The following is a 25,789-nucleotide window of genomic DNA, read 5'->3' as shown; positions in this document are numbered from 1 at the left end:
CGGGCCTGTCTACGGCGGCATACTGCTGCCCCGCACCCCGCAGGAGGCCTTCGCCACCGGGCAGTTCAACAAGGTCTCGGTGCTACAAGGCATCAACCGCCACGAGGAACGGGGCAGGGTTTACGGCTTCGAGCTGGAGAAGAAGGCCGTGACCCAGGACCCGGCCGCACAGATCGACCGGGGTGACTACGACTTCCGTATGAAGGACGTCTTCGAAGAGCTGGCTCCCGTCGTCGCCGCGCAGTACCCCGTCAGCGCGTACGGCAACTCACCGGCCCTCGCCCTCGGGGCGGCCCTGACCGACGGCAACTGGGCCCGCCCCTCCGTCGACAGCGGCCGGGCGTTGTCCCACCACGTGCCCACGTACAGCTACGAGTTCGCGGACAGCGAGGTTCCCTGGTACTCGGATGCGCAGTACCAGAAACCGGGGTTCGTCGTAGGGGCCTCGCACACTTTCGAGCTCCCGTACCTCTTCGAGGTCGACGCCTACGAGCCGCTCACCCCTGCGCAGCAGGGCCTGTCCAACGAGATGATCCACATCTGGACCCGCTTCGCCCGCACGGGCAAGGCCGACTGGAAGCCCACCACCCCGGCGGCACCGAACGTATAATCGATCGTCTCGGGGCCCGGCGGTATCCATCTCGTGGACTTCGCCAAGGACCACCGGTACAACTTCTGGAAAGCCCTGCGCTGACCCTGGCCACGGGGCGGCCTGACCTCCAGCGTGCCTGGCCACCCGGTCCGCGATTCCGCTCCAGCTGGTAACTGTCCCCCGCTCCCTGAGCAACCCACTACGCCAGAGGGAATTATGTGAGGCAGGAGCGCCGATCGTGGGGAATTACGTGACCGCTGACACAGCGCGTTTCTCCTTGACCTGAGCCAAGGACGCTGTTGGTCAATTGACGTTGTCGTATGGGGAGGGTGTCGATGTCGATGCGGCCGAGCGGGCCGGGTGGGATCCCGACGGAGACCGTGCGGATGGCGCGGGCGGCCATCTCCGAAGGGAAGGGCGATCAGGATCCGGGACGAGCTGGGGGTCCTCTTCAGCGACTACATCCCGGTCCGCGGGCAGGCACGGGAAGGTCAGTGACAACGCCGCGGAGATCGTGGTTGAGAAGGCATCGGACGACAGCAACTACGAGTCGTTCGTCGAAGAGCTTCCCGAGAACGACTGCCGCTACGCGACGCCTGGTCCTCGCCGCTGTCGCTCCCTACGTCGATCAGGCCTTGCTCGATGCCCCGTATCGCGGAGGAGGAACTCCAGCGGGACCGGCTCAGAGCGTTCACCGAGAAGTGGCCGGTCGGCCGGCCGCGCGGTGGCTGACCGTCGGACTCTGAGAGCGGGGGCCAACTCGCCCACCGCAGTCATGAAGCAGGATGGATCGGGCCCAGGGACGTGGGCTCTCCTGAGGATGGCGTCCATGAGGAACACCAAGGCGTTCAAGGAAGCGGCCGCCGACACGCTGGCCGAGCCGGCCCACCTGGGTCTGACCGTCCGCCCGGGTACGGTCGCCGACACCATCGAGCGGAACATCCGCAACGTCGCCGAGCGGCTTGGTATGCAGGAGCGCTCCGCCTGGCGGTACTTCGGCCCGGCCGGCCTCGCGGCCAGCATCGCCCAGCAGCGGCAGAGGGCCGAGCGCAGCAGCACGCCCGGCCGAGGTGACGTGGTCACTGGTCTCGTCGGTCAGTTGTTGGCCGGCCCAGGGGTTTGTGTGGCTGCTGCCTGACACGCCGGGGCCCGGTCCCGGGCGAGGGGACCGGACCTTCACGGCGAAAGAGCCGATGTAGCGCTGGCGCTACTGGTTGCCGCCACCGCTAGCCTGGCCGCCCTTGTGGCCGGCCTCCGAAGCCCGCTCGGGATCGTTGGCGAAGTTGCCCCCGCTCTCCTGACCGCCCTTACGGCCGGCCTCCGAAGCCCGCTGCGGATCGTCGGCGAAGTTACCGGAGTTGTTGGACGCAGTCATGCCTTACTACTCCTTCACTCACGTAGTCGGTGGTTCCTTGCGACACTCGCGTGCCCCACTCGCGGGGACACATTCACGCCCTTGTCGCCGATTTTTTTACGCCTCGTCAGCCACGCGGCGGCCAGCCCAAAGCGAGCGGCGCGCGTCGTGGAACGCACAGAGCAGGTGGACTCGCACCGGTCTGCGGCCGGTGTCCACGGTGAAGATCATCCCCTGGGATACGGGGCCGTAGGGGGCCTTGCTGCGCCTGTCGCAGGGGTGTGACGGGAATCCGAACGGCCGGGCCGCTCTCGGCTCCGTGCGACTGCGAAACGAGTGGAAGGGCGAGAGTGGAGGGCATCGACTCATTCGCCACCGACGGAAGGCCCGTCTCGCAGCGGCGTGCTCCTGAAAGCCGTCTGCCGCGCCCACGCACTATCGAATGGCGCCGGTCGGCCTCAAGGTCCGCGGTGTGGCCTGCGGTTAGTGTGAGAGACCGGCGATGGCTCCGGCGTCCTTGCGGTGGTTGCCGGGGCCGAGCCACTGGGTCAGCAGTACGGTGGCGTCATCGGAGAGCCGGCCGCGGTGGTGTTCCAGGATGCCGTGGACCAGACGTCGCAGTGTTTCGGGCAGGGACAGGCCGTCGGCGTGGTGGCGGATGAGGAAGTCGGTGAATCCGTCCAGGCCGAACTCGTGGCCGGCTGCATTGCGGGCCTCGGTGATCCCGTCGGTGTAGAGGACGAGGTGATCGCCGGGCTGCAACTGCTCCCTGCACACGGTGATCTCCAGTCCCAGGTCGGTTCCCATCGGGTGGGAGGGCGGGCACTTCAGCTGGGTGATCCAGCGGCCGTCGCGGATGACCAGCGGGGGCAGGTGGCCGCGGTTGACCCAGGACAGAATGCCGGTGGTGACGTCCAGATCGGCCAGAATGCCCGTGACGTACCGGAACCGGCCGAACTGCTCCATCAGCCTCTGCTCGATGGCCACGCTCGCCTCGACCAGCCCCGCCCCGTGGCGTCGCTCGTTTCGGCAGGTAGCCACCGCCAGGTTGGCCGACACACCGGCCGAGGTGTCATGGCCCATGGCATCGAACACCGCCAGATGCAGCACGTCCCCGGCGCGCGCGTAGTCGAAAGCGTCCCCTCCGACCTGGTAGGCCGGCTCCAAAGCCGCACCGATGACCACCGAGGCATCCGCGTAGGCCATGGGCGGCATCAGATGCCACTGCATCTCCGCGGCCACATTCATCCTCTCGGTCCGCACCAGGCGGGCATGGGCATCACTGGAGTCGCGTTTGCCGACCACCAGCATCGCCACCACCGACGCCAGCAGCTCCAGATCCTCCCGCAGACCGTCATCCGCACGCGCGGTGGACACCCGCAGCACCCCCAGCCGCTCGGTGCCGTCCAGCACCGGCACCCACCACACCACGCCGTCCCCGGCCGGATGGTGCGGCAGCGTCTGCGTTTGCTGGAAGGCGCGCCCCGCCACCGTGCCATCGATGTTCAGCTCCCCCAGCCCGGCCGGCGCGCCCTCCCGGGCATCCAAGCCCCGGCCGGTCACCAGCCGCAGCACGTACTGCTGCAGATCAGCCAGATAGATCAGCACATCGTCCAGCCCCGCCTGCGCGGCCTGCCGACGGACCTCATCGGGGATCTCCGCAAAAGAGATCAAGTGGCTGCCGCTCAGCAGAGCAGTCAGGATCCGCCGCATACCGGCACCGTGATCGGACATATCAGACGATCCCTTCCTGGCGTGTACGGACCCGAGCCCAACGAACGAAGGGAGGACCGCTCTTCCATACTGGCCCACATGCCTGCCCCAGGTACGTGGACGGTGGCGACAGGTCGCCGACCTGGTGTCGACGCCCAGGCTGCGCTCCGCTGCAAGCGTGAGCGGGCGCCTGGCACGGACCGCGCGCGGTCAGGCGGGATCTGCCAGGAATTGATCACCGTTTCCTGCAGCCTGGTGGTGTGCGCAGTGCCTGCTGTACGAAAGGGACCACGGCAAGGACCGTGTCGATCTGGGTGATCTCCAGCATGTCGCTGATGAACGGAGCAGTGCGGCCAGGGTGAATGCGCTGTCGGCGGCCAGGCCCCTGGGGCCTCCTGTCTCGTCTGGGCGGGCTCCGCTGATGCCGGCGGTCGTGGCCTGGGAAGAGGGCGCTCTCGACCGTTCCGGCGCCGACGACCAATTGCTGCTGCGGTTACCGCGGCCGATGGCATGACTGAACGAAGAAGTGCGCCGTCCCGTCACCGACACCCCAGCGGGACGTGACCGTCCCGCCGATCCCATCAGGCGCGCTGCAGCGGTCTGACGAAGCCCCATCCGAACGCGGCAGCCCGCTCGGCCGCGGTGCGGCCACGGACGCCACGCACCGCCGCCTGGTCGTCGTCGAGGGCGGCAGATGTGCCTGAGAGGGCGGCGCATGGTGCTCACCGCCGAAGTCCCGCAGACCAGAAGCAGTTTTCAGGCTCCTAGCCGGTCAGCTCCGGCCACGATCATCCGATGCGGCCCCTTCGCCGTACTTGGGCTTGCGTGCGGGGCGTGATGTCAGCTGGTACCGATGTCGTAGACCATTTTCTTGCCGTACCCGTAGGTGTTCGCGATGCCGCTGGTGGCGCCGACCTGGAGCTCCACCTTCTCACCGCTCGCGCGGGTCTCTTCGAGGTGGAGGTGCTGGGGCGAGTCATCACACCAGAAGCTCTTGTACTGCCAGCTCTGGGAGGCGCCGCGGTAGTAGAGGATGAAGGACTGGTGTGTCAGTGCGCCGGCACCGCACCACGCGCTGAGATCGCCGTCGAGGATGTAGCCGGTGGCGCCCTTCGGCTTGACGGTGCCGATGAAGTCGACTTCGTAGTGGGTGTGCTGGTAGGCGACGTGAACCTTGCGGGTGACGGCGTGGGCCGGGACCGCACCGGCCAAGGGGAGTACGAGAGCGCCGAGAACGGTCATGGCCGTGGCCAGACGTCGGAACCGGGACTGTGTGCGCCTGGTGATCGCGGCACGGAAGGGTGCGTTGAGTGTTGTGATCTTCTTCATGGGCCGATCAACGATTGAGCGACAGCAGCGTTACTCGGTCGACCCAGCTCCGTGCACACCGTGGCCTCAAGCGATCGATCGATTGTTGAGCAAGATCGGCTGGCGGGTTCAGAGCCGGGTACCGCCACCGGCCCGCGGCGGCTATGGACATCCAGTTGGTCGGTGCTGCCTACTCGACGATCGCTGCCCTATACCCTTACGCGAACGACGGGTGGCAGCGCCTAGGCCAGGCCGACCCCGCCTTCGCTGCCCCGATCGAGGAGCTGGGCCGCGCCTGGCGGGCCCTGCCGGGCCGGTGATCGTGGCGGCCACGTCCTTGACGGCCGTTTCGCCCGTTTCGGGGTCGGTGGCGACCACCTTGTCACGGAGTTCGAGTTCCTCGATGGGTTTGGCAGTGCGTCCCGCAGATTCACCCGGTGCCGACCGGCAATCGAGGCGGCAATCCTTGTGATGGGCGCTCCTCTGGACACGGCCGCGCACACGCCGTCCGACCACCGGAAACTGGCGCCGCGCCCGCCGACGCGGCCGCGGGCCCGTCGTGGCGTTGGCCACGGGCGGTGAAGCCCCCTGGTACGACCGGCCTGCGGTGCCGCTGCCGCCTGCCTGGGCACGACAGGACGTCTCCGAGCCGACCGCGACTCAGCACACTGCCCCGAAGTACCTGCGACGGACCCCTCGTCATACATACGGCAGGCGCGTGGCTGTGGCGGCGGGCAGCTCGTAGGTGACGCCGGTGAGGCGTTCGGAGAGCTGCCACAGGCGGGCGGCTGTGGCGGTGTCGCGGATGGCGCGCTCTTGGGAACGACGCGTGGGTTCACCCCGCAGTTGCAGCGGTCCGTCGGGAACGATGTAGCTGCCCCCGGGCAGATCCGGCACGGTTGCCGCGTACAGGGAGGTCTTCGCCCCTTCCATGGTGGGGCGGAAGGCCACGCGGACGAGCAGCCGCGTGAGTGTCGAGTACAGCCGTCCTCTGCCGCTGTTGGCACCGCCGGTGAGAACGTTGGTGCGGGTGAGCCCGGGCGCGACGGCCATGCTGCGCAGCTTCAGCCCGGCGGCTTCGGCCCGGCGCTGCAGTTCCACCGCGAAGTAGAGGTTGGCCCGCTTGGACTGCACGTAGGCGAACGCCGTCCGGTAGCTGCGCTGGGCGTTGAGGTTGTCCAGGTCGAAGCGGGCGAAGCGCTGGCCCTCGCTGCTGACGGTGACCACTCGCGGGTCGGGCGCTGTGAGCAGGTGAGGCATCAGCAGGCCGGTCAGGGCGAAGGTGCCCAGGTGGTTGATGCCGAACTGCGACTCGAAGCCGTCGGTGGTCTGGGCGTAGGGCACCATCGCCACTCCGGCGTTGTTGATGAGTAGGTCGATCCGTCCGCGGTTCCAGCCGGCGGCGAATGCTCGGACGGAGGTCAGGCTGCCGAGGTCTACCTGGCGCAGTTCCAGGTGTGCGCCGGGCACCTCGCCGTGCATGCGGGTGAGCGCGGCTTGGCCGCGGTGCGGGTCACGGCAGGCCAGCACGACGTGTGCGCCACGGCGGGCCAGTTCGCGGGCGGTGACGTAGCCGATGCCGCTGTTGGCTCCGGTCACCACCGCCACCCGTCCGCACTGGTCGGGGACGGCTTGGAGGGTCCGGGCGGGAGAGTTGCTCATGGTGTGTGACCTCAGGGGACGATGGATGAAGGTGTTCTGCTCATCACCGCCGATCCGGTCGAGGAGGCGACCGGATCCAGGTGGTGCGGGTGACGCTGGCGGCCGTGCCTCGGCGCCCTGCGACCGGCGCACGAAAGCCGGCCGGCTACCGGGCAAGGATGCTGATGCCGAGCATGCGTGCCCCGGTTTCGGTGCGCGGGCGGTGCGTGCTGTTGGGCGCGAACACCACATAGCTGCCCGGCCCGAGGCGACGCCCCCGGTCTATGAACTCTCCCGACACCACGTAATAGCGTTCTTCGCACTCGTGGACGTCCATCTGCGGCCACTCGGTCCCCGGAGCGAAGTCATACATCCACCCGCGCGCCCACTCCGTGGCTGGCAGCCGCCGCCGGATGATGCCAGGAACGACCTCCACCGGCTCGACCTCGTCAACGTGCAGGATCTGAACTCCACTGGGCTCTTGTTGCATGACGCCAATCGTCACAGCAGGCGCCGGGCCCTGCCCAGTGTCTGGATTGACACGTGCAGGTACTTTTTCGCCATGAGTGTTCACCGGGTAGTCGCCCTGGTCCTGCCGCCGCAGTCCACGTTCGAGCTGGCGTGTGCCGCCGAGGTTTTCGGCATGAGCCGCCCCGGCCTGCCCGCCCGTTACGAGTTCGCAGTGTGCACGGAGCGGCCGGGCGCCGTGCCGACCCTGGCGGGCTACGACATGATGGTCGATCAGGGACTGCCCGCACTCGATACCGCGGACACGGTGGTGATCCCCGGCTGGCAACACCGCGAAAGGGCCGCTTCCCCCGCCGTGATCGACGCCGTACGACATGCCCACCGTCGCGGCGCTCGCATCGTCGCGATCTGCTCCGGTGCCTTCCTCCTCGCTCAGGCGGGACTGCTGGATCACCGCAGGGCGACCACCCACTGGCGAATGGCCGCCGAACTCGCCGTTCAATTCCCTGACATCCAGGTCGAGCCCGACACGCTGTACATCGACCTGGGCGACATCGCCACCAGCGCGGGCACCGCCGCAGGCATCGACCTGTGCCTGCACCTGGCCCGGACTGACCACGGCACCGCCCACGCCGCGCAGATCGCCCGGCACATGGTCATGCCTCCGCATCGCGAGGGCGGCCAATTGCAGTACGCCGCTCCGGCCCCCGCCGAGCGCCTGCCGCAATCCCTGGCTCCCATCCTCGACTGGGCCATCGAGCGGCTGCACCAGCCTCTCACCATCGACGACCTCGCCGCACAGGCCAGGATCTCCCCGCGAACGCTCGCCCGCAGATTTGCCGACCAACTCGGCGTCGGTCCTGGCAGATGGCTGCTCCAGCAGCGCGTCAGGGCGGCCCAAGCCCTCCTGGAAGAGACAGACCTCCCCGTGGAGGCGATCGCCACCAGGGTCGGCCTTTCCTCGGCTGCCAACCTCCGCAGACGCTTCCACGCCATGGTGCACACCACGCCCGCCGCGTACCGCCGCTCCTTCGGCCTCCGCACCAGTGGCACGCGATCAAGTGGGTAAGCGCCCTGCCGGCCACCGGAGCACGGGAGCGGGCATGGGCGAGATGGCTTCGACAGCCAGCACTCGGGCCATCTGCCGGCCGACAGCGCCAGCACCTGTGGATTCCCTTACCGCGGGCGTTCGCCGAGCTCGCCGCCACGCAGCGCGGTCGACCTCGGCAAAGATCGTCTTTCTGCTGCGCGCGGCCGCCGACCGGGCCCTGCTCGGCTTCGGCAGTGGTGGCCGGTCCGGTCGGGGTTGCTGGGCGTCGATCGGTCCGAACCGCGTCGCAACGACCTGTCATCGTTCGAGCCGACATGTGCGAGGTGACGCCGTTCCCGGGAACGCCAGGATTAGCTATCGCGCGTGACGAGGAGTCGGACACTCACGGCTGGTGGAACCGCACCTCCGGCTGAGCTGGGGTCGGTCCGTCCAGCACGGGCTGCGCCATGCCCCGCAGGTGCAGGTCGAAGAAGGCGGCGACGTACGTACGGGTGATGGCTACGGCCCTGTCTGCCGGGAGTGGGCTTTGCGGAAGACCGAAGTGGCGCGCGATGACGGGACTGTCGGAGAAGGTGAAGTGCTCCGAACCGGCCACGGTCAGCCAGCGCTTCCACCCGTCGAGCGCCGGCCACGCGTCACCCCAGGTCGTGTCGGTTCCGCCGGGCCGGTGTACGGCGTCGTCCGTGCCGATCATCATGAACGGGCGGCCGCCGAGACTCCCGGACGGGAGCTCCTCCTGGAAGCCGCCGTCCATGTTGATGCCAGCGCCGATGCGCCGATCCGCCGCCATCGCGGTGGCCGCGGCGGCGCCGCCGATGGAATGACCGGCCATGCCGATCCGCCGCTTGTCGATCATCGCCGCGTGCTTCCACACGGCATGGCGGCCCGTCAGGCGGTCGATGACGAACGACATGTCATCGGCGCGCGTCGCGGTGACCCGGCCCGCGTCCACGCCGTCGTCCTCGACCGCCGTACAGGCCACGCAGGTCAGCACCCGCCCGCCCGGCACGGCCGTACCGAAGGACTCGTAGGCGTGGTCGACGGACGCGACCACATACCCGCGGGCCGCGAGGTCCTCGGCGAGGTGGGTGAGCGTGTAGCGGGAGACGCCAAAGCCGGGCGAGAGGAGAACAAGAGGATGGCGGCCGCGCGCGGGTCGGGCATCGCGTCCGCTGTGCGTGCGCATGGCGGCCAACTCCTCTGCCGAAACCGCCTGTTCGAGTTTCATGCCACGCAGCAGCAGCCGCGTCTCCTCGGCCGTGGCGTACGGCGCGGGCGCGGGGCCGGGACCCGGCCGGCCGGAGCGTGGGGCAGCCGGGTAGTGCAGCGTCACCATCAGCTCCCGCGCGCCGGCCTCGGCGACCCAGGGGTCGGGGCGCGAACGGTCGACGAGGTGGAGGAGGGAGCTCCCGACCGCGTACGGCCCCGCGGGCGCAGGGAGTTCGGCGCGGGCGGCGGAGACGAAGGCGGCTGGGGTCCTCGAAGCCGCCGAAGCCGCCGAAACGGGCACATAGGCGGCAAGACCGGAAGGAGCGGACAACCGAGCGATGAAAGTGGAGGCGGAAGCGGTTGCCGCCGTGGAGACGGGTAAGGCGAGGGCGCAAAGAAGCGCGACGGCCGTGGCCGTCCGAGTGCGAGTGCGAGTGACCATGACCCGACGCTAGACCCGCCGATCCGCGCGGCGCGTCACACCAGAGGTGCAAGCGGGCGCTCCCCTCTCAGCCCCAAGTCGCATACGCGGCCGGCCTTCTCACGCGTGACGGCCGGACATCTGCCCCGAGGTGGTGGCTGTCGCGGATGTGCTGCTGGACCGGGCCCTGGCTGACCTGGTGGCGCAACACGGCGCGGCCGGCGGCGAACTCAGGCAGCGCACACGGCTTTGTGACCGATACGCCACATCGCATCTCCACCGGCCTCGGTCGGCACCTTGGGCACGCCCCGGCGGTGCAGCATCGTGCTGCACCCCAAGCATGCTGTGAGACCAGCCACCACCCGCAAGGCCACCTACGGGCCGGTCCACTGCCAACGCACCGGCCTGGATCGCCCGGCTCGATGAACTGCTGCCGGACCGGCGCGCGCTGCTCGCTGCCGTTACGGGGCCGGGCGCAGACTCGTTCACCGGGTTATGAGCCTTTCTGATTCTCCAGTGTCCACTGGTGTGTGTGACGACTCGAACGAAGCCGTGGTCGTGGCGGTGCGGCAGCTGACCCGGAGCACGCCGTGGACGGTGGTCGGGCGGGTGCCGCTGGACTTCCCCGCTCACCACCCTCAAGGCGTCACGCGTGGCCATGACCACCGCCTGTACGTGTCGACGGCGGAGATCACCGAGGCGACCCGCTTCCACGACAGTCCTGTGGACGGCTACGACCGAACTCCCGGCCGAGGGCAGGGCCATGTGTTCGTCACGGACGCCGACGGTGCGGCGCTGGGCCGGGTGAGCGTGGGCGAGGGGACGATCTACCACCCGGGTGGTATCGACTTCGACGGCGAATCGCTGTGGGTGCCGACGGCGGAGTACCGGCCCGATTCTCATTCGATCGTCTACCGGGTGGACCCCGACACCCTGGAGGTACGGGAGGCCTTCCGGTTCGACGACCACATCGGCGGGATCGTGCGCGACCGCCACAGCGGCCTGCTGCACGCCGTTACCTGGGGTTCCCGGCGGCTGCTCACGTTCACGGTCGACGGGAAACTCACCCACCGGGTCGAGAACAAGAGCCACTTCGTCGACTACCAGACCTGTGTGAGCGCGGGCGGCGGCCACGTGGTGTGCACGGGCATCTCGGAATACCCCACGGCCGGGGCGGGCATCTTCAGCCTCGGCGGGATCGCCGTCGTCGAGATCGCCTCCGGCCGCATCGAGCACGAAGCGCCGGTGACCGTGCTCTCACCAGCCGGCCGCGTAGTCACGTACAACGCGGTGCACCTGGAGACGGACGGGAACGTCCTTCGGATGCTCGCCGTCCCCGACGACGGAGAAACCGCGGGCGAGTCGCACCTGATCACCCTTGAGACGCCGCTGGCCCCATGACGACCCGGACGGCGAGGAAGTACAGCCCCTCGTACATCACCTCGCCGTTCAGCTCCGAGCACAGGCTCCGCGGGGTGAACCGGCGCCGGTAGATCGGATACGTGGTGTCGGCCACCGAGCGCAGCTCTATCTTCTCCTCATGCAGGTCGCCGTCGCTGCGCAGGTCGATCACGATCAGCTCGCGCGCCGTACGACGTGCCTCGGCGAGGAACACGGCACGCTCCTCGGGCCGCAGCAGCCCGTAGAAGTTGCCGGTGACGATGCGGTCGAAGGCGCCGGTGGCGAACGGCAGGGGTGGGCACAGCGCCCGCACGCACTCGGCCCAGGGCGCCCGGGCCTGGGTCAGCTCCAGCATCTCCGCGCTCTGGTCCAGGGCGACGACCGGGCCGCGGAGGAACTGCGTCCACACGCCGGTCCCGCAAGCCACGTCGAGCGCCCGACCTTCGGGCAGCGCGGTGAGCAGTTTTCCGATGGCGGCGGTTTCCCGGTCCAGGCCGGCGTTCACCACGGGATCACCGCGATAGCTGGTCTCGTCGTAGACCGGGGCACGATGCCGGTAGTACTGCTCCCGCACTAAGTCACGCATGTCCCGACAGCTACCCCCGCCCGAACAGCAGGCAAACAACAGGCGCCCTCGCCCCTTGCGGAACGGCCGGAAAAAGCTTTTGGCCGAAGGTGCCCAAGTCCGCGCCAGACGGTCTTCCGCGGGCTGAACCGTTCCGGCAGGTCCCGCCACTGAACCCCAGTCGCACCCGATGCAGAATCCCGTCGATCACCTGACGCGCAACTGCGAAACGAGGCGGAGGGCGAGAGCGGAGGGCATCGACTCATCCGCTACCGACCGAAGGCCCGTCTCGCAGCGGCGTGCTCCTGAAAGCCGTCCGCCGCGCCCACGCACTATCGAATGGCGCCGGTCGGCTTCGAGGTCCGCTGCGTGGCCTGCGGTCAGTTGGAGAGACCGGCGATGGTTTCGGCGTCCTTGCGGTGATTGCCGGGGCCGAGGCCGCCCGCCGACCGGGTCAGATGACGGTGCAGATGGCCTCTGTGGCGGTACGGATCAGCCTGTTGGCGCTGTAGTCGTACACCTGCGGACGGAAGCAGACGGTGTACCCCTCCTTCATGTCGAACTTGCACTCCGCCCACGTGTCGTAGCCGTTGTTGTTGACGCAGTGCGGGGTCTCGCGGGAGTAGTTGACCGTCCAGTCCGCGCGGGCCGAAGCGCTGTCGTGGGCCGTGTCCTTGACGTGGAAGTCGTCGCCGTCGGGTTCGAAACAGACTGTCGCGCCGGTGATGCTTCCGCATATCCAGTCTGCTTCGGCCGGGGCGGCGTAGGAGGCGCTCGCGCTCGTCACGACCAGGCCGCCGGCGGCGACGGTGGCGAGGATGAAGGAACGTCCCATCCGGGAAAGGGCGCTGCCAGGAGCCGTGCGGGATCGGAACAGATTCATTGCGAGACCTGCCTTCAATGTCGCTGACTGCATCACTGACCGGGCCGCCGGCCAGGGGCCACGTCCTGTGGACTGTTGCGAATCTATTGATCCAAACCCTGGGCTCGACAGCACCTAATCGGTCACAAGGTCACCTGCGCAGGGACGGGATGCGGCCAGACGTTGCTCCGCCTACTGGCTGCCGCGTACGCCCAGTAGGTTGCTGCGCGCGGGACTCCTGGGGCTGGGCGTGTGGGCCGGAAGCCGCACGGAAGCGGAACAAGGACGAGCACGGTCACTGCCTAGGACTGGACCAATCCCGTGGCCGGGGGCGGCCACCTCGCCCAGGACCGAGATACAGGCGGGCGTCCCGCCCGCCCACGCCTTGTACGGTCGCGGCGCCACGCGCCTCTATGGGCCACAGTGGCTCGTCGTGCACAACAGGACGACTGGTCAGGATGTACTCGTCCGAAACCGCATCTGGGCGCCCCCCGATGGACTCGGTCATGGGATCGAGGTCGGGTGCGCACCGCCCTCACCGCCCTGACCGCGGTTGCGCGGACGTGATCGGAAGCCGGTGGAATGGCGAGGCGACGGGGCTCGTCCGACTCATCGCCCAGGCCGACCGGAGAGTGCCCCGCTTCCGCATCGTGCCAACACCGCCGTCGACGACTCCGGCCCGCCCATCAGCGCCGGCGTGGTCCAAAAGCGGGGGGCGTCGACCTCGTCTCCCTCAAGGACGGAGCGAGCGCCTTGGGCGGGCAGGACTACGGCTACGCCACCACTGTTTGGGGCCGAGTGCCGTTCCGAAGATCCTCGGCACGCCCGACGCCAACGGTGACGGCATCCCGGACATCTGGGCCGTCGACAGTCTCGGCATGCAGCGGCTCTACATGGGCGGGACGACAGCGGTCGGCGGCCCGACCGGCATGGACGAGGATGCCTGGAACAAGTACCTCACCATCGGATAGCAGCCACCTCACGTAGCCAAAGCCCCGCCGGAGATTGCCTCCGGCGGGGTTTTGGCGTTCCCGCCGTCCGGTCTTGGAACGCGGGGTCGGATTCCTGCCAGCGGTGGGGGGCTGGGGGCTATTTGATTGAGCTCGCAACCAAACGATGCGGGAGGACGTGCACATGGACAGGAACGCGGTGGCGCTGGTGACCGGGGGGAGCCGGGGGATCGGGGCGGCCGTTGCCGTGCGGCTCGCCGAGGACGGGGCGGATGTCGCAATCACGTACGTCAGCGATGCCGAGGCCGCGACGCGGGTGGTCAAGGCCGTGGAGGCGCTCGGGCGGCGAGGCGTCGCGCTGCGGGCCGATGCGGGGGACGCGGCGGAGGTCGCGAACGCCGTCGGGGAGACCGTACGGCGGTTCGGGCGGCTCGACGTGCTCGTGAACAACGCCGGGGTCGGGGCCGTCGGGCCCATGGAGAGCGTCGAGTTGACCGAGGTCGACCGGGTACTGGGCGTCAACGTGCGGGGCGCGTTCCTCGCTGCCCAGGCCGCCGCGGCGCGTATGCGGGAGGGCGGGCGGATCATCACCATCGGCAGCTGCATGGCGCAGCGGGTGCCCGGGCCGGGCGGGGTACTGTACGCGATGAGCAAGGCAGCGACGATCGGGCTGACGAAGGCCCTGGCGCGGGAGCTCGGCGGGCGCGGGATCACCGCGAACCTGGTGCATCCGGGGCCCGTCGACACCGACATGAACCCGGCCGACGGACCGTACGCGGGCCCGCAGGCGGCGATGACGGCGCTGGGCCGGTTCGGTAGGGCGGGGGAGGTCGCGGACGTGGTGGCGTTCCTCGCGGGGCCGGGCGCGGGCTATGTCACGGGAGCGGAGTTCGCGGTGGACGGCGGCCACGCCGCCTAGACCAGGGGCGCGTCTTTCGGATCTTGTCGGCTGAGCCCGCGTGGTCCGGGTGCCGTGCATCGCAAAGCGGAGGAGCTTGCCTCGTACTGGACGTACTGGGAAGCCCCGACAACGGGCCTCTCCCAGCGGTAGCTGGGGGGAAGGTACGGTGCCGGGCCACGCGGGCCCGGCAAGATCCGAAAGACACGCCCTGGCCACGCCAGCTGCCGAAGGCCTCGTGAAGGGGGCTGCGACGTCACTCGGAGCACTGCTCGTCTCCGCCGTCATTCTGTGGTGGAACACCAAGCACTGACACAGCGCGACGGGGCGCCGCCAGGTTCACCAGCACGGCGCCCCGTTTCCAAAGCGATCTTGGCAGGACGCATGCCGCTGGTCGAGGTCGCTGACGGTTTTCGCTGCACCTGCCGCGGGGCCCGCCCGGCCCGACATTTCGGGAGACCATCGCCCGCGTGACCGGTCAGCCCGGTGCGCCGGATCCTCGGCTGAGGCGGCTCAGGAACCGGTGGCGCGGACCGAGCCGGTGCTCGTGCCGCCGGGGTTGCCCAGGAAGCAGGTGACACTGCGGTCGTCGGCGTCCCAGTTGCCGGACCGCGGGTAGTAGTAGTAGCTCTCCAGGTTCGACGGCATCTTCGGGGCGCCGCCCACGTAGTCGTTGAGCGTCGTGCCTCCGCACCTCTCGTCGGCGATCGAGATGATCCTCTCCTTGCCCGGGTACGGTCCCTCTTCCAGGTCGAAGACGGCGTACGCCTCCGCTTCATGGGCCTGCTCGCAGGGCACGATGGTTACCGAGGTCTCTGCCTCTTCCTTGTCGTCCTTCAGGCTGTCATCCGTGTTGAAGCAGTCCCCGACACGGATGTCCGCCACTTCGCTGGTGCCCGATTCGGTCACCTTTCCACCGCTGTCGCGCTCCGGGCCAACGAGCACACCGGTGACCCCGAGGGCCAGCGCGAGCAGCATGGCCGCACAGTTGATGGCGATGGCCGCGATGGCCAAGCCCCTGCCCTGCTCGCCGCGCTCGCGGATCTGTCTGAGGGCGATGAAGCCGAGGATCAGCGCGACCAGCGGGATGCAGGTGAGCGACAGGACGAACGCCACGATGGCCAGCACGTTGGTCTTCTGCGACGGCAACGGTCCTTCTGGCGGCGCGTTCCACCCCTGCGGCCCGCCGTGCGGACCGGGCTGCCCCGGCCGCCCGTACGGCCCCCTCTGCGGATCGGGCTCGGGGGAAGACGGTGGTTGCGGAGGTCTGGACATGCGCGGACCCTCCTTGCAGAGGATGAAACGCGACGAACAGCCGGCCGGTGGCCTTTGCCCCTCCTACGCTACGTCCGGCACCCCGGGGAGCGCCTGCGGACACCGGCTCGAACCGCATGCACGTTCGGGTCCAGGCGGATTGCCGCTCGTACGTGCGCCGGGCGATGCGGAAGCTGGCGGAGCAGGGTCTGGCGGAGACGAACGGCAAGCAGGGCAAGGAGCTGTCAGAGGCTTCCGCCGATTCCGAGCAACCGGTCCACGTTGTCGCCAACCGAGCCTGGGGCCGTTGTGTCCCGAATGTTGTTCGTCCCAAGGAGGTCGTCCACGGTGGCGCCGAGAGTGGTCCGGTCAGCCAAGCCAGGGCTGCCATGGAGGAGACCAGGCCGCCGTCGGCTGGTGCTGCTGCGGCATGTGCGGCCTGTCCGATCGTTGGTCTGACCGCAGGAAACTGCCTAGGGGGCTGGGGCTTCCAGGACGGCGACCTCCCAGCCGAAGCACACGACGATCCGGCCGTCGGTGTGCCGGGCCAGGTCGGCGACCGGCTGCGGGAAGGGCAGGGGGGCGCCGAGCGGCTCGCCGGAGCGCAGGTCCCAGGCCCGTACCGTCGCTTCGCCGGGGAGGGCTGCAATGACGGCCGGGCTGCCGGCCACCACCGCGGTGGTCATCGCGCTCACCCATCCGGAGCCGACCACTGCGGCGTCGCCGGCTGTGACGGGCGGACCGAGCTGCTCGCCGGTGAGCAGGTCCCACACCCGCACCGTGCCGTCCCGGCCGCCGGTGGCGGCCACCGGCCTGCCCTCCAGTGTTCCGGGCGCCACGGCCTGCACCCAGGCGCTGTGGCCGCGGAGCGACCGGTCCAGCTCCTCGCCGCTCTCCACGTCCCAGATCCGCACGACGCAGTCCGCGCCGCCCACGAGCACGACCGGTCTGCCCGCCACCACCGTGGTCGCCAGGGCATCGGCTGCGCCGTGCTGCCCCGGCAGCGCCCGGCCGCACTGGCGACCCGTTCCCAGGTCCCAGATCCGCACGAGGCCGTCGTCGCTGCCCGTGACGGCCAGGGGTCGGCCGGCCACGACGGCGGTGGCCACCGCCCTCACCGGGCCCTCGTGCCCCGCCCACGGCTCGGCCGCCTGCGTACCGGTACGCACATTCCAGATCCGCAGGACGCCGTCGGAGTCGCCTGTGACGGCCACGGCATCGCCTTCCACAAGGGCTGTGGCCACCGATTCCACCGCGCCGTCATGGCCCGTCAGCGGTCGGCCGCGCTGCTGCCCCGTGTCCAGGTCCCAGACGCGTACGGTGCGGTCGTCACCTCCGGTCACGGCGACCCGGCGGCCGTCCACCACAGCGGCGGCGACGGATGTGACCTGTGCGGCGTGGCCCCTGACCGGGTCACCCAGCCGCCGGGCGGGGGCCAGGTCCCAGATGCGGGCCGTGCCGTCCTCGCCGCCGGTGACTGCCACCGGCCGGTCCTCCGCCACAGCGCTCGCCACCATGGTCACGGCTCCGATGTGACCGATGAGGCAGGCGCCGGGCTGCGCACCGGTGCCGAGGTTCCAGATCCGTACCACGCCGTCCTCACCTCCGGTGACGGCGACGGGCCGCTCGGCCTGCGCGGTGGTGGCCACGGCTCGCACCATGCCCTCGTGCCCGGTGCAGGCCGGACCCAACTGCCTGCCGGTTTCCAATTCGCGTACCTCGACTGCGCCGTTGCCGCTGCCGGTCACGGTGACGGGGCGGCCGTCGACCGTACTCACGGCGAGCGCGGTGACCCAGCCGCCGGACGCTCCGCACGCGGGGTGGTCGTGCTGCGCGCCCGTGGGCAGGTCCCACACCCGGAGGGTTTCATCGCTGCTGATGACGGCGAGCGGCCGGCCCTCCACCTCCGCGGTCGCCACCCAGCTCGTGGCCTCCACTCCGTCGTCCCAGACCGGGTTCTCCAGCGCCCGGCCGAGCCATCGGGCACTGCGCAGGTCCCAGATCCGTACGGTGCCCTCCTCGTCGTCGCCCGTGAGAACGAAGGGCCGGCCTTCGATCTCGGCCGTGGCCACGGCCGAGACGGGGCCACTGTGACCGATGAGCGGCGGCCCGATGCTCTCCCCGCTGCGCAGGTCCCAGATCCGCGCCGTCCCGTCGAGACCGCCGGTGACGGCGGCCGGCCGGCCGTCGAGCACGGCCGTGGCCACTGCGGCCACCGAACCCTCGTGAGCATCGAGCGGCGGCCCCAGCGGGACGCCGGTGCGCAGGTCCCACCGCCGTACGGTGCCGTCGGCGTGTCCGGTGACGGCAAGCGGCCGGTGCTCCGTCGCCGATACGGCCACAGCCGTCACCGGGTCGGCGCGGCCGCCGAGAAAGGCCCGCAAGTAGGCGCTGACGTGGGATCCGGTGGCCCAGCCGACGCGCCACGGGAGGGCCACTTCGGAACCTTCCACCGGATCCGCGGCTAGATCCGTGGCAAGCTGCCGGGCGCCCCAGCGGGCCGCATCCAGTGCGAGCAGCCACCGACGGGCCTCCGGTCCGGCCTCGGCGTGCCGGTACGCGGAGGTGTGCCAGACCGCTGCGGCCAGGCGGGCCGGCGTACTGCGGGCCCGGGCCAGCAGGGGCAGCAGCAGCTGCGGATCGGCACGCACCAGGAACTCCGCCCGGGTCAGCAGCTCGTCGAGCGTGCCGGTGTCGGCGGCCTCCTGGGCGATGTCTGCCCACCGGTCGGCTTCAGGCCGCGACGGTGGTGGCGAAGCCTGCGTGTTCACCTCGGCCTCCCGACGTGAGCTCCCGGGCGCGGGCCGCTCACCGGCGGCCATGGCGTTGGACCACGACCCCATTATGTGGCGCCGACCGCAGCGGGGCGCGAGCCCGGCAAGATCCGGGGGGAAACGGCCTAGGTGTATTGATCACGAGCGTGCTGTGAGGTCGGGCGACTGGCGCGGAGCCCCGCGAAGAACGCAGCCTCCTCAGGCGCAATGAGTCGGCGTTTCAGCCCGGCGCTGGGGGCTGTCCCCGGCGGGACGAGTCCGCGTGGTTCACGCGGACTCGTCCCGCCACCCTTCTCAGCTGACGGCGTCGAGCAGCAGCTTCGCGGCCACCATCGCCCCGTCGGTGCCGACCCTGCCGGCCACGGCCTTCGCCCGTGCGTCGGTTTCGGGGTCCAGGGCCGTCTTGAGGGCGGCCGTCAGGGACTCGAAGGTCGCCACCGGACCGTCATGGGCTACGCCGATGCCCAGCTCGGCCACCCGGCCGGCCCAGTACGGCTGGTCCGCCAACTGGGGCACCACCACCTGGGGAGCGCCGGCCCGGGCGGCCGTCGTCGTCGTACCCGCGCCGCCGTGGTGCACGACGGCGGCCACCCGTCCGAACAACTTCTGGTGGTTGACCTCGCCGACGGCGAAGCAGTCGTCCCGGTCGTCGATGAGGCCCAAGTCCGCCCAGCCACGCCCCACCAGGACTCGGCGGCCGCTCGCTCGGACCGCCTCGATGGCCACCCGGGCCGCGTCCTGCCCTGCGCGTACGGCCATGCTGCCGAAACCCACGTACACGGGCGGCGCGCCGGCGTCCAGGAAGGCCACCAACTCCGCCGGGAGCGGCCGTTCATCGGGCAGCACCCACGCGCCGGTCTGTACGACATCGAGGCCCGGCGTCTCCAGCCAGGGGTCCAGCACCGGGTCCGTCGCCAGCCACGGCCGGTCACCGAATGCGTAGTCGCGGACGTTGCCCACCCGGGGCAGGCCGAGCGTCGCGCGGCTGGTGTTGAGCGCCTCACCGAACAGCGCGTTGATGCTCTGGGCGTCCAGGTCCCACCGTGCCCGGTTGTCGGTCACCTCCGGCGGGAACGGCCGCCCCGGATACGCCAGTGGCGGGCGCTGCGGCGAGGGCAGGGTCAGCTGCTGGAAGATCGCTGATACGTAGCCGATGCCCAGTTTCTCGGCCACCGACCGTGCCCCGGCGATGGCCGGCATCGCGCCCGTCGCCAACAGCACGTCGCACCCCTCGGCCGCCTCGGGCATCACCTTGATCTGACTGGCAATCAGTTCAGCTGCGCGCTGCGGCAGGTTGCCCTTCGACGGCGGCGGCGCGGCGGTCGTCAGCGCACGCGCTGACTGCCCGACGCCCACCACGCAGACGCCGATCCCGGCCAGCCGCTCCGCGAAGTCCTCGTCCGGCGGGGCACACACCCGCACCTCAGCGCCGAGTTCCCGCAACCGCACCGCGAGCCCCACCAGCGGTTCGACGTCCCCGCGCGACCCATACGTCGACAACAGCACACGCACTTCGTAGATCTCCCATTTCTGTGGATTCACTGCCGGGCCGGCTCTTCAGAAAGGTACGGCCCGGGTCTTGCCTCGCCCCGGGTGCGCTGCGCATCGCGCGTTGCAGGGAGCGAGTGATTTTCTTGCCCCTACGCCGATAGGCGGTGGGGAGCGATCACCTGCGTTTTGTGAGCTACCGGGCCCAGGGCAGTTCGCGGGTGCCCTCGGAGCCGGGAACGGAGGCAACGCCGTCGGCGCGCATCGAGACGTGGGCCTCAGTCGCCTCCGGAGCGTGGATCCGACGGACCAGGTTCGGCGGCAGGACCAGGGTCTGGCCGGCCGAGACCCTCTCGGTACGGCCGTCGCAGGTCACCTCCAGGGCGCCAGCGGTGACCGTCCAGACCTGCTCACGGCTGATGGAGTGCTCCGGGCCGGTCGCACCGGCTTCCATCGCAACGGTCCAGGTGCTGAGTTCGGCGCTGCCGCGGCTGGGAGCCGCCAGGCCGTTCATGGTGGCGTTCGGGGAGACGGTGAGGTTTTCCGGCGTGGGGGTGATCACATGCATGGCGGTGTCCTCGTTCTGGTCCGTGGGACGTTCGGGTGCGGTCCACTCGACGAGCTGGATGACGACTCCGTTGGGATCGGTCATCTGGAACAGGCGCTCGCCCCAGGGCTCTTCGCGCAGCGGCATGGTGATGGGGGCGCCCGCCGCTCGCAGCCTGGCTTCCTCCGCGGCCAGGTCGGTGACGGTGAAGGCGAGGATCAGACCGCTCGCCTCCCGGTCGCGCTGCTCGGCGGGCAGGACGTCGGTGCCCCGGCGGAGCAGGACGATGTCGACGGCGGCATCCTCGCGGGCCAGGGAGGCGAAGCCGTCGTCGGCCATGGCTACCTGGTAGCCGAGGTGGGTGCAGAGGAAGTCACGCGAGGCGTCGACGTCGGCGACGGTCAGGGAGAGGGTGGAGGCGGAGACGTTCAGGGCTGCTCCTTGGACGGTGTGTGGTGACAGCAGGTTGTTCAGGCCCGCGTTTGCGCTGACGGCGGAGTCTTCGAGAAGGTGGTGATGGTCAGGCCGGAGTCGAAGGACCGCGTGGCAACCGGAGCGAACCTCGTCGGGGTGAAGGGGCCGTCGAAGAGCGGGATGCCGGATCCGATGGTGATGGGATGGCGCTTGATGATGAGTTCGTCGATCTCGTCGCGCAGGGAAGCCGCAAGTTTGCCGCCCCCGCAGAGCCAGATCCCCGTGCCATCCTGCTCCTTGAGGTCACGGACGAGCGCGACCGGATCGTCGACGACGGTCACCGCCGGATCGGGGCTGGCGAGCGTACGTGAGACGACGTACTGCTTCAAGTGGGCGTACGGGCTGGTCCACCCCAGTTTCAGGCCAGGGTCATAGGTCGCGCGGCCCATGATGACGGTGTCGAACCGCTCAGGGGCGCGATCGGCGATGCCCAGGGGCTCGCGTGCGGGTGTGGGCATCGTTTCGGGAAAGTCGGCCAGGATCGCGGCGGCTTCCTCACCCTCGAAGGGCAAGAAGTCGTACTGGTCGTCGGGGCCCGCGATATAGCCGTCGAGGGTGGCGGCGATGTAGTAGGTCAACTTGCGCACGGACTACTCGTTCCTTCGAGAGCGATGGCGGATGCGGGTAGGCATCCCGGTCGTACGGATCAGGCGGTAGGCACATCGAGTTGGCATTCGCGGGTGCGGCGGTAGGAGCAGAATCCCAGCTCTCGGTTGACCGCGAGCATGTGGACGTTGTCCTCGGCGTTGTCCGTCTCGACCTCGACGACACCGGGGTACTCGGTGCGCAGCCGGCGCACCATGGCGGCCTTGAGCCACAGCCCCAGACCGCGGCCGCGGTGCGCGGGCACGACCGCCGTGTCGTACTGCTGCACCCGGGCCGACGCTCCCTGGGGGACCACGATCTCGGTGTAGCCGCCCATCGTGCCGTCGTCGTGGACGGCGGCGAGGGTCAGCAGGGTGTCGCCGCGGTCGGCGACCACCTTGGCCATGGCCCGTACGCGCTCGGCGTCCCAGGCAACGCTGCCGTAGTCCAGGCCCCCGACGGGCATGTCGTTCATCGCGTTCTTGGCCGTCGCGAAGGCGGCCGCGAGGTCGTCGGGCACCGTGCCGGTCCAGCCGGTCAGCCGGTAGCCGGGGTGCTCGGCCCCGCCGAGCCGGCGGATCCTCGCCTCGTCCATCTCGTCGAGGCGCAGGAGCAGATGGTCCACGGCCAGTGCGAGGCGGAAGTTCCACCGCGCGCAGAAGGCTTCGCCCGGGCTGTCGGCCGCCGCTTCGACGATCAGACTGCGCCGGTCCTCGGTGCGGCAGGCCGCCACGACCGCGGACAGCAGGCGGGAGCCGGCTCCCCGGCGCCGGTGCGCGGGGTGGACGTGGAGTTCCATCTCCGCCAAGTGGTTCCTCGCCGGGGAGGTGAACAGGCGCAGGGCCGCGACTCCGACCGGGACGCCGTCCGCCCCGGTGGCCAGCCAGGTCAGCCGGCGGCTGTCCAGAGCGGGCTGGGTGAGCTGGGCGTGGATCTGTGCGGGACTGGGAGGCGGAACGTCCGGCAGGTCGTGCGCCATGGATGCGGCGACGACCTGATGCCACGCGGCGGCCTCGGTGACCGAGACATGATCGAGCGGAGCGAGGTGGAGGCGGGCGTGGTCGGGCAAGTAAAAGCTCCTGTCAGTGCGTTGAACGTACGTCCGGACGGGGCGCGTGCACGCCGTCGCCTTCGTCTCGTCGGCGGGAATCGCGGCCGCGGACACGGAGGTGAGCGAGCACGCCTGGTGGGACCTGTGCTTGCGTCAGCCAGCGGTGCCAGGACTCCAACGGTCCAAAGCGATGTAGGCCGATAGCCGTTCCTCGGTGCAGGCGGCGCGCGTGGCGGCGGGCAAGGGAGCGAGCAGCTTCGCCACCGTCTCCTCGTCGGCCCCGTCCAGCAGCCACGGCAGCAACGCTGGTGCGTCGTCGCGGGCGACGCGCTGCGCTTGGACGCGGACGAATCGGCCCCACTGCTCGGCCGTCAACGCCCCCTGGACCAATGGCAGGGCCCGGGTCTCCTCGTGTTCGAGGTGTCCGGCCAGGCCGGTGGCCAGCGCATCGGTCAAGGCACCCAACCGCACCGGGTCCACCTGGGGGTCGGCCAGCGCAGTGTCGATGGCCTCAATCACCGATCGGATGGCGGCGTGTTCGGCCTCCAAAGCCTCTAAAAGTGCCAGCTGCTGCGGGCGGCCGGCCAGGCTTCGGCGCAGCGCGGGCCACAGCTCCTCGTCCTCGGCGGAGTGGTGGGCGTGCAGGGCCTGCTTGAGCATCTTCCATCCGGCAGCGGTGGCCAGTACACGCCGTACGTCATGGTCCGCGGCGGTGGTGATCCGGTCGAGGTGCGCCAGTTCCCGGCGCAGGGCATCGTGCATCGCCCGCACCACGGTGAGGTCGATCGCGTCATGCCGGCCGGTTTGCATGTCCTCAACCTTCTTGCGAGTCGCGAAGATGATCAATGTAGACTTCGACGCTGTTCGATAACCGCAGGGTTATCGACGGGGGCTGGGGGGCCGGTGGAGCTGCGGGACATCGAGATCTTCCTGGTGCTGGCCGAGGAGTTGCATTTCGGCCGGACCGCACAGCGGCTGCACGTCTCCCAGGCGCGCGTGAGTCAGGCCATCAAGAAGCAGGAGCGGCGCATCGGTGCCGAGCTGTTCACCCGCACCAGCCGCACGGTGCGCCTGACCGAGGTCGGCCGGCAGCTCCGCGACGATCTGAAACCGGTCTACGCGGGCCTGCAGGAATCCCTGGAGCGCGCCCGGCTGGCCGCCCGCGGCATCACCGCACAGCTCCGCGTCAGCCTGATGCCCTTCAACGTCGGGGATCTGCACCCCTACTGGAAGGCGTTCCGGGCGCGGTACCCGCACTGGGGACTCCAGATCCGTCAGGTGACCTTCACCGATGTGTTCGGCCAGCTGCGCAGCGGCGCCATGGACGTCGTGGTCCTCTGGCTGCCGGTGGAGGAGCCGGACTTCACCGTCGGGCCGATCCTGTGCACCGACTCCCGGGTCCTTGCCGTGGCCGCCGACCACCGGCTCGCGGCACGCGACTCCGTGCCGCTGGAGGTGCTCGCCGACTTCCCGCACGGTACCGCCCTCGGCCTGCCGGACTACTGGGAGGACAGTTACCTGCCTTTCCACACGCCACGGGGCCGTACGATCGAGCGCCTCACGTCCGCGGCCTCGGACACCTCCGATGAGCTGATCAGCCACGTCGGCATGGGTGAGATCATCAATGCCTTCCCCGGCCATGTCACCAAGTACTGGGGCCTGTCACACATCCGGTGGCTTCCCATCCCCGACATGGCCACCATGCACTTCGCGCTGGTCTGGCGGACCGAAGCCGAGAACGATCTCATCCGCGCCCTGGCCGACACGGTGCGCGACCTCGGCGTGTTCCGGTTCTGACGCAGTCTGCCGACTCCGCCCGTCATCTGGTCCCCCAGGGCAAGCCGGGGACAGCGACATGATGACTCCGGATGGGACACTCACGGGGCAGAGGGCACCGGCCCGATCGGCCCCCAGCGCGGCCAGTCGTGGCTGTGGACCTTATGAACTGAAGCAGGTCAGGAACTTGAGGCACGGCCATGACGCGTGCAGCACGAGGCAAGAGGGCGTCAGGGTGTTTCACCGGATACGCCGCCGGCAGTGGAGCCCAGCGACGCGCAGCGCCGATTCTTCGAGCTGTCGGCGCAGGGCGGCGGCGCTGCAGGACCAGGCGCCGCCGGGAATCGGTGGGTCGCCGGCCGAGCCAGAGCGAAGCGAGCCGACCGCCGTGGTGGACGACTTCCTTCCGCCGGAGCTGCGGATGCCCAGCCGTGATCAGCTCGACGGCTGCATGATGCCCTGGGCGCAGCCGCTCGTCCTGGACGGCGAGATGGTCGCCTGCCCCGCGGGTGGCGCGTACCGGGACTGGCTCATCCTCTCCACCCACGACCAGATCCGGCTGCGCTGCCGTGCTGGCCGCCGGCGGCAGCAGATGCGGCCAGGCCTCCGGCGGGCGGTCCAATGACCGGCGTCGGTGGGACCACGTCGAGCGCGGCACCGACCACGACCCGTGGACCGGATCGCGAACCACTGCCCCGGATCCTGCGTGACCTCTTGAGGTGTAGTCGGCTGGTGGAGGGGACCGGATGAGGACGCGGACGATGGTGAGTGTGGCGGTTTCGGCATGCGCGGCGTTGCTGGCGTGCGCGTGCGGTCCGGGGGAATCGAAGGAGGACGACGCGAAGCCGTCGCAGCCGTCCGCATCCACGTGGGCCAAAGAGCCGTCGGCCACCCCGACCGTTGTCCAGCCCGCGCCGAGGACGAAGGAGCGTGCGATCCAGAGGTACGAGCAGTACCTCCACGCCCTCGGCCGTGAGGACATCGGCACGGTATGCGAAGTGGCCGGGCCCGGCACGAAGAAGGCAGAGGACAAGGGGGGTACGGTCCCTGCACGTCGACGTATGCCGTTGTGTTCCAGATGATCTCACCGGCGCAGAAGAAGGCTCTGCAAACCGCGACGGTCGATCCGCAGCGCATCGCCGTGCGCACCCCCGACAAGATCGAGATGCCCCTCGAAGCGGTCAGGGACTCCGCCACCTTCTCCCAGACCGACCTCGGCAGCTACACCCTGGAGTACCTCGACAACGACTACTACATCACCGACGGAAAGTGACCCGGCCGCGGAGCCGCCTGGAGCAATGCGCCGCAGGTCGCACGCACGGAACGATTTCCGGGCTGGCTGGACGGCTACTGGGATTCGTCGCGTGATGTCGCGTGCCCCCACCCCCGAACCGCGGCGATGCCAGT

The 25,789-nt window shown here is 69.8% G+C and carries 23 protein-coding genes and 1 pseudogene; 9 read left to right on the top strand and 15 right to left on the bottom strand.

Features of this window, described 5'->3' with window-relative positions; genetic code table 11:
• Positions 1 to 13: 13 nt before the first annotated feature.
• A pseudogene (locus tag ACWDX7_RS20830) lies at positions 14 to 610 on the top strand (carboxylesterase family protein); the annotation flags it as partial.
• An 811-nt stretch (positions 611 to 1,421) separates the two neighbouring features.
• Positions 1,422 to 1,730, top strand: a complete 309-nt coding sequence (locus tag ACWDX7_RS20825) for a hypothetical protein (RefSeq protein WP_451491728.1) — start codon at positions 1,422 to 1,424, stop codon at positions 1,728 to 1,730.
• Between the two features lie 69 nt (positions 1,731 to 1,799).
• On the opposite strand, the gene ACWDX7_RS20820 is transcribed toward ACWDX7_RS20825, so the two are convergent.
• From ACWDX7_RS20820 to ACWDX7_RS20800, 5 genes are all read right to left on the bottom strand, one after another.
• Positions 1,800 to 1,967: a general stress protein gene (locus tag ACWDX7_RS20820; protein ID WP_451491729.1), complete on the bottom strand. Its 168-nt coding sequence runs from the start codon at positions 1,965 to 1,967 to the stop codon at positions 1,800 to 1,802.
• A 462-nt stretch (positions 1,968 to 2,429) separates the two neighbouring features.
• Positions 2,430 to 3,680, bottom strand: a complete 1,251-nt coding sequence (locus ACWDX7_RS20815; protein ID WP_451491730.1) for a PP2C family protein-serine/threonine phosphatase — start codon at positions 3,678 to 3,680, stop codon at positions 2,430 to 2,432.
• Positions 3,681 to 4,499: 819 nt separating this feature from the next.
• The gene (locus ACWDX7_RS20810; RefSeq protein WP_451491731.1) at positions 4,500 to 4,988 is read right to left on the bottom strand and encodes a hypothetical protein; all 489 of its coding nucleotides are present in this window, start codon (positions 4,986 to 4,988) and stop codon (positions 4,500 to 4,502) included.
• Between the two features lie 678 nt (positions 4,989 to 5,666).
• Positions 5,667 to 6,629: an oxidoreductase gene (locus tag ACWDX7_RS20805; RefSeq protein WP_451491732.1), complete on the bottom strand. Its 963-nt coding sequence runs from the start codon at positions 6,627 to 6,629 to the stop codon at positions 5,667 to 5,669.
• A 145-nt stretch (positions 6,630 to 6,774) separates the two neighbouring features.
• Positions 6,775 to 7,098, bottom strand: a complete 324-nt coding sequence (locus ACWDX7_RS20800) for a cupin domain-containing protein (protein ID WP_451491733.1) — start codon at positions 7,096 to 7,098, stop codon at positions 6,775 to 6,777.
• A gap of 72 nt (positions 7,099 to 7,170) precedes the next feature.
• Between ACWDX7_RS20800 and ACWDX7_RS20795 the strand changes: the two genes are divergently transcribed.
• A complete protein-coding gene (locus tag ACWDX7_RS20795) occupies positions 7,171 to 8,145 on the top strand; it encodes a helix-turn-helix domain-containing protein (protein WP_451491734.1) in 975 nt (324 codons plus the stop codon).
• 364 nt (positions 8,146 to 8,509) lie between these two features.
• Here the strand turns inward: ACWDX7_RS20795 and ACWDX7_RS20790 are convergent, their stop codons facing one another.
• On the bottom strand, positions 8,510 to 9,778 hold the full coding sequence (locus ACWDX7_RS20790) for an alpha/beta hydrolase family protein (protein WP_451491735.1): 1,269 nt from the start codon (positions 9,776 to 9,778) through the stop codon (positions 8,510 to 8,512).
• A gap of 495 nt (positions 9,779 to 10,273) precedes the next feature.
• Between ACWDX7_RS20790 and ACWDX7_RS20785 the strand changes: the two genes are divergently transcribed.
• A complete protein-coding gene (locus ACWDX7_RS20785; protein WP_451491736.1) occupies positions 10,274 to 11,158 on the top strand; it encodes a DUF6454 family protein in 885 nt (294 codons plus the stop codon).
• Here the strand turns inward: ACWDX7_RS20785 and ACWDX7_RS20780 are convergent.
• Together ACWDX7_RS20780 and ACWDX7_RS20775 are read right to left on the bottom strand one after the other, a co-directional pair.
• The gene (locus tag ACWDX7_RS20780) at positions 11,130 to 11,744 is read right to left on the bottom strand and encodes a class I SAM-dependent methyltransferase (protein WP_451491737.1); all 615 of its coding nucleotides are present in this window, start codon (positions 11,742 to 11,744) and stop codon (positions 11,130 to 11,132) included. The two genes, ACWDX7_RS20785 and ACWDX7_RS20780, sit on opposite strands and share 29 nt — an antisense overlap.
• Positions 11,745 to 12,177: 433 nt before the next feature.
• The gene (locus ACWDX7_RS20775; RefSeq protein ID WP_451491738.1) at positions 12,178 to 12,558 is read right to left on the bottom strand and encodes a hypothetical protein; all 381 of its coding nucleotides are present in this window, start codon (positions 12,556 to 12,558) and stop codon (positions 12,178 to 12,180) included.
• 815 nt (positions 12,559 to 13,373) lie between these two features.
• On the opposite strand from ACWDX7_RS20775, the gene ACWDX7_RS20770 reads away from it, so the two are divergent.
• On the top strand, positions 13,374 to 13,556 hold the full coding sequence (locus ACWDX7_RS20770; RefSeq protein WP_451491739.1) for a hypothetical protein: 183 nt from the start codon (positions 13,374 to 13,376) through the stop codon (positions 13,554 to 13,556).
• Between the two features lie 163 nt (positions 13,557 to 13,719).
• Entirely contained in the window at positions 13,720 to 14,454 is a 735-nt protein-coding gene (locus ACWDX7_RS20765; RefSeq protein ID WP_451491740.1) for an SDR family oxidoreductase, read from the top strand.
• 492 nt (positions 14,455 to 14,946) lie between these two features.
• Here ACWDX7_RS20765 and ACWDX7_RS20760 read toward each other — a convergent pair whose 3' ends face one another.
• The 7 genes from ACWDX7_RS20760 to ACWDX7_RS20730 all read right to left on the bottom strand — a co-directional run bounded on the left by ACWDX7_RS20760 (position 14,947) and on the right by ACWDX7_RS20730 (position 23,452).
• Positions 14,947 to 15,582, bottom strand: a complete 636-nt coding sequence (locus tag ACWDX7_RS20760; RefSeq protein WP_451491741.1) for a DUF4190 domain-containing protein — start codon at positions 15,580 to 15,582, stop codon at positions 14,947 to 14,949.
• A 578-nt stretch (positions 15,583 to 16,160) separates the two neighbouring features.
• On the bottom strand, positions 16,161 to 18,458 hold the full coding sequence (locus ACWDX7_RS20755; RefSeq protein WP_451491742.1) for a WD40 repeat domain-containing protein: 2,298 nt from the start codon (positions 18,456 to 18,458) through the stop codon (positions 16,161 to 16,163).
• A gap of 297 nt (positions 18,459 to 18,755) precedes the next feature.
• The gene (locus ACWDX7_RS20750; protein ID WP_451491798.1) at positions 18,756 to 19,973 is read right to left on the bottom strand and encodes a glycosyltransferase; all 1,218 of its coding nucleotides are present in this window, start codon (positions 19,971 to 19,973) and stop codon (positions 18,756 to 18,758) included.
• A gap of 172 nt (positions 19,974 to 20,145) precedes the next feature.
• Positions 20,146 to 20,901, bottom strand: a complete 756-nt coding sequence (locus ACWDX7_RS20745) for a VOC family protein (protein WP_451751292.1) — start codon at positions 20,899 to 20,901, stop codon at positions 20,146 to 20,148.
• A gap of 65 nt (positions 20,902 to 20,966) precedes the next feature.
• Complete coding sequence (locus ACWDX7_RS20740) at positions 20,967 to 21,557, bottom strand: dihydrofolate reductase family protein (protein ID WP_451491743.1); 591 nt, start codon at positions 21,555 to 21,557, stop codon at positions 20,967 to 20,969.
• 59 nt (positions 21,558 to 21,616) lie between these two features.
• Positions 21,617 to 22,624 (bottom strand): GNAT family N-acetyltransferase, encoded by a 1,008-nt coding sequence (locus tag ACWDX7_RS20735; protein ID WP_451491744.1) that lies wholly within the window; start codon positions 22,622 to 22,624, stop codon positions 21,617 to 21,619.
• Positions 22,625 to 22,759: 135 nt separating this feature from the next.
• Entirely contained in the window at positions 22,760 to 23,452 is a 693-nt protein-coding gene (locus ACWDX7_RS20730) for a hemerythrin domain-containing protein (protein WP_451491745.1), read from the bottom strand.
• 57 nt (positions 23,453 to 23,509) lie between these two features.
• Between ACWDX7_RS20730 and ACWDX7_RS20725 the strand changes: the two genes are divergently transcribed.
• From ACWDX7_RS20725 to ACWDX7_RS20715, 3 genes are all read left to right on the top strand, one after another.
• The gene (locus tag ACWDX7_RS20725) at positions 23,510 to 24,403 is read left to right on the top strand and encodes a LysR family transcriptional regulator (protein ID WP_451491746.1); all 894 of its coding nucleotides are present in this window, start codon (positions 23,510 to 23,512) and stop codon (positions 24,401 to 24,403) included.
• A gap of 400 nt (positions 24,404 to 24,803) precedes the next feature.
• Positions 24,804 to 25,007 carry a hypothetical protein gene (locus ACWDX7_RS20720; protein ID WP_451491747.1) on the top strand — a complete coding sequence of 68 codons (204 nt, stop codon included), beginning with the start codon at positions 24,804 to 24,806 and terminating at the stop codon, positions 25,005 to 25,007.
• Between the two features lie 444 nt (positions 25,008 to 25,451).
• A complete protein-coding gene (locus ACWDX7_RS20715; RefSeq protein ID WP_451491748.1) occupies positions 25,452 to 25,655 on the top strand; it encodes a hypothetical protein in 204 nt (67 codons plus the stop codon).
• The last annotated feature ends 134 nt before the right edge of the window (positions 25,656 to 25,789 follow it).

The sequence above is a fragment of the Streptomyces sp. NPDC003034 genome, assembly GCF_053591375.1.
The sequence above is the reverse complement of the archived record's forward strand: the minus strand, read 5'-3'. Positions and strand labels throughout refer to the sequence as shown.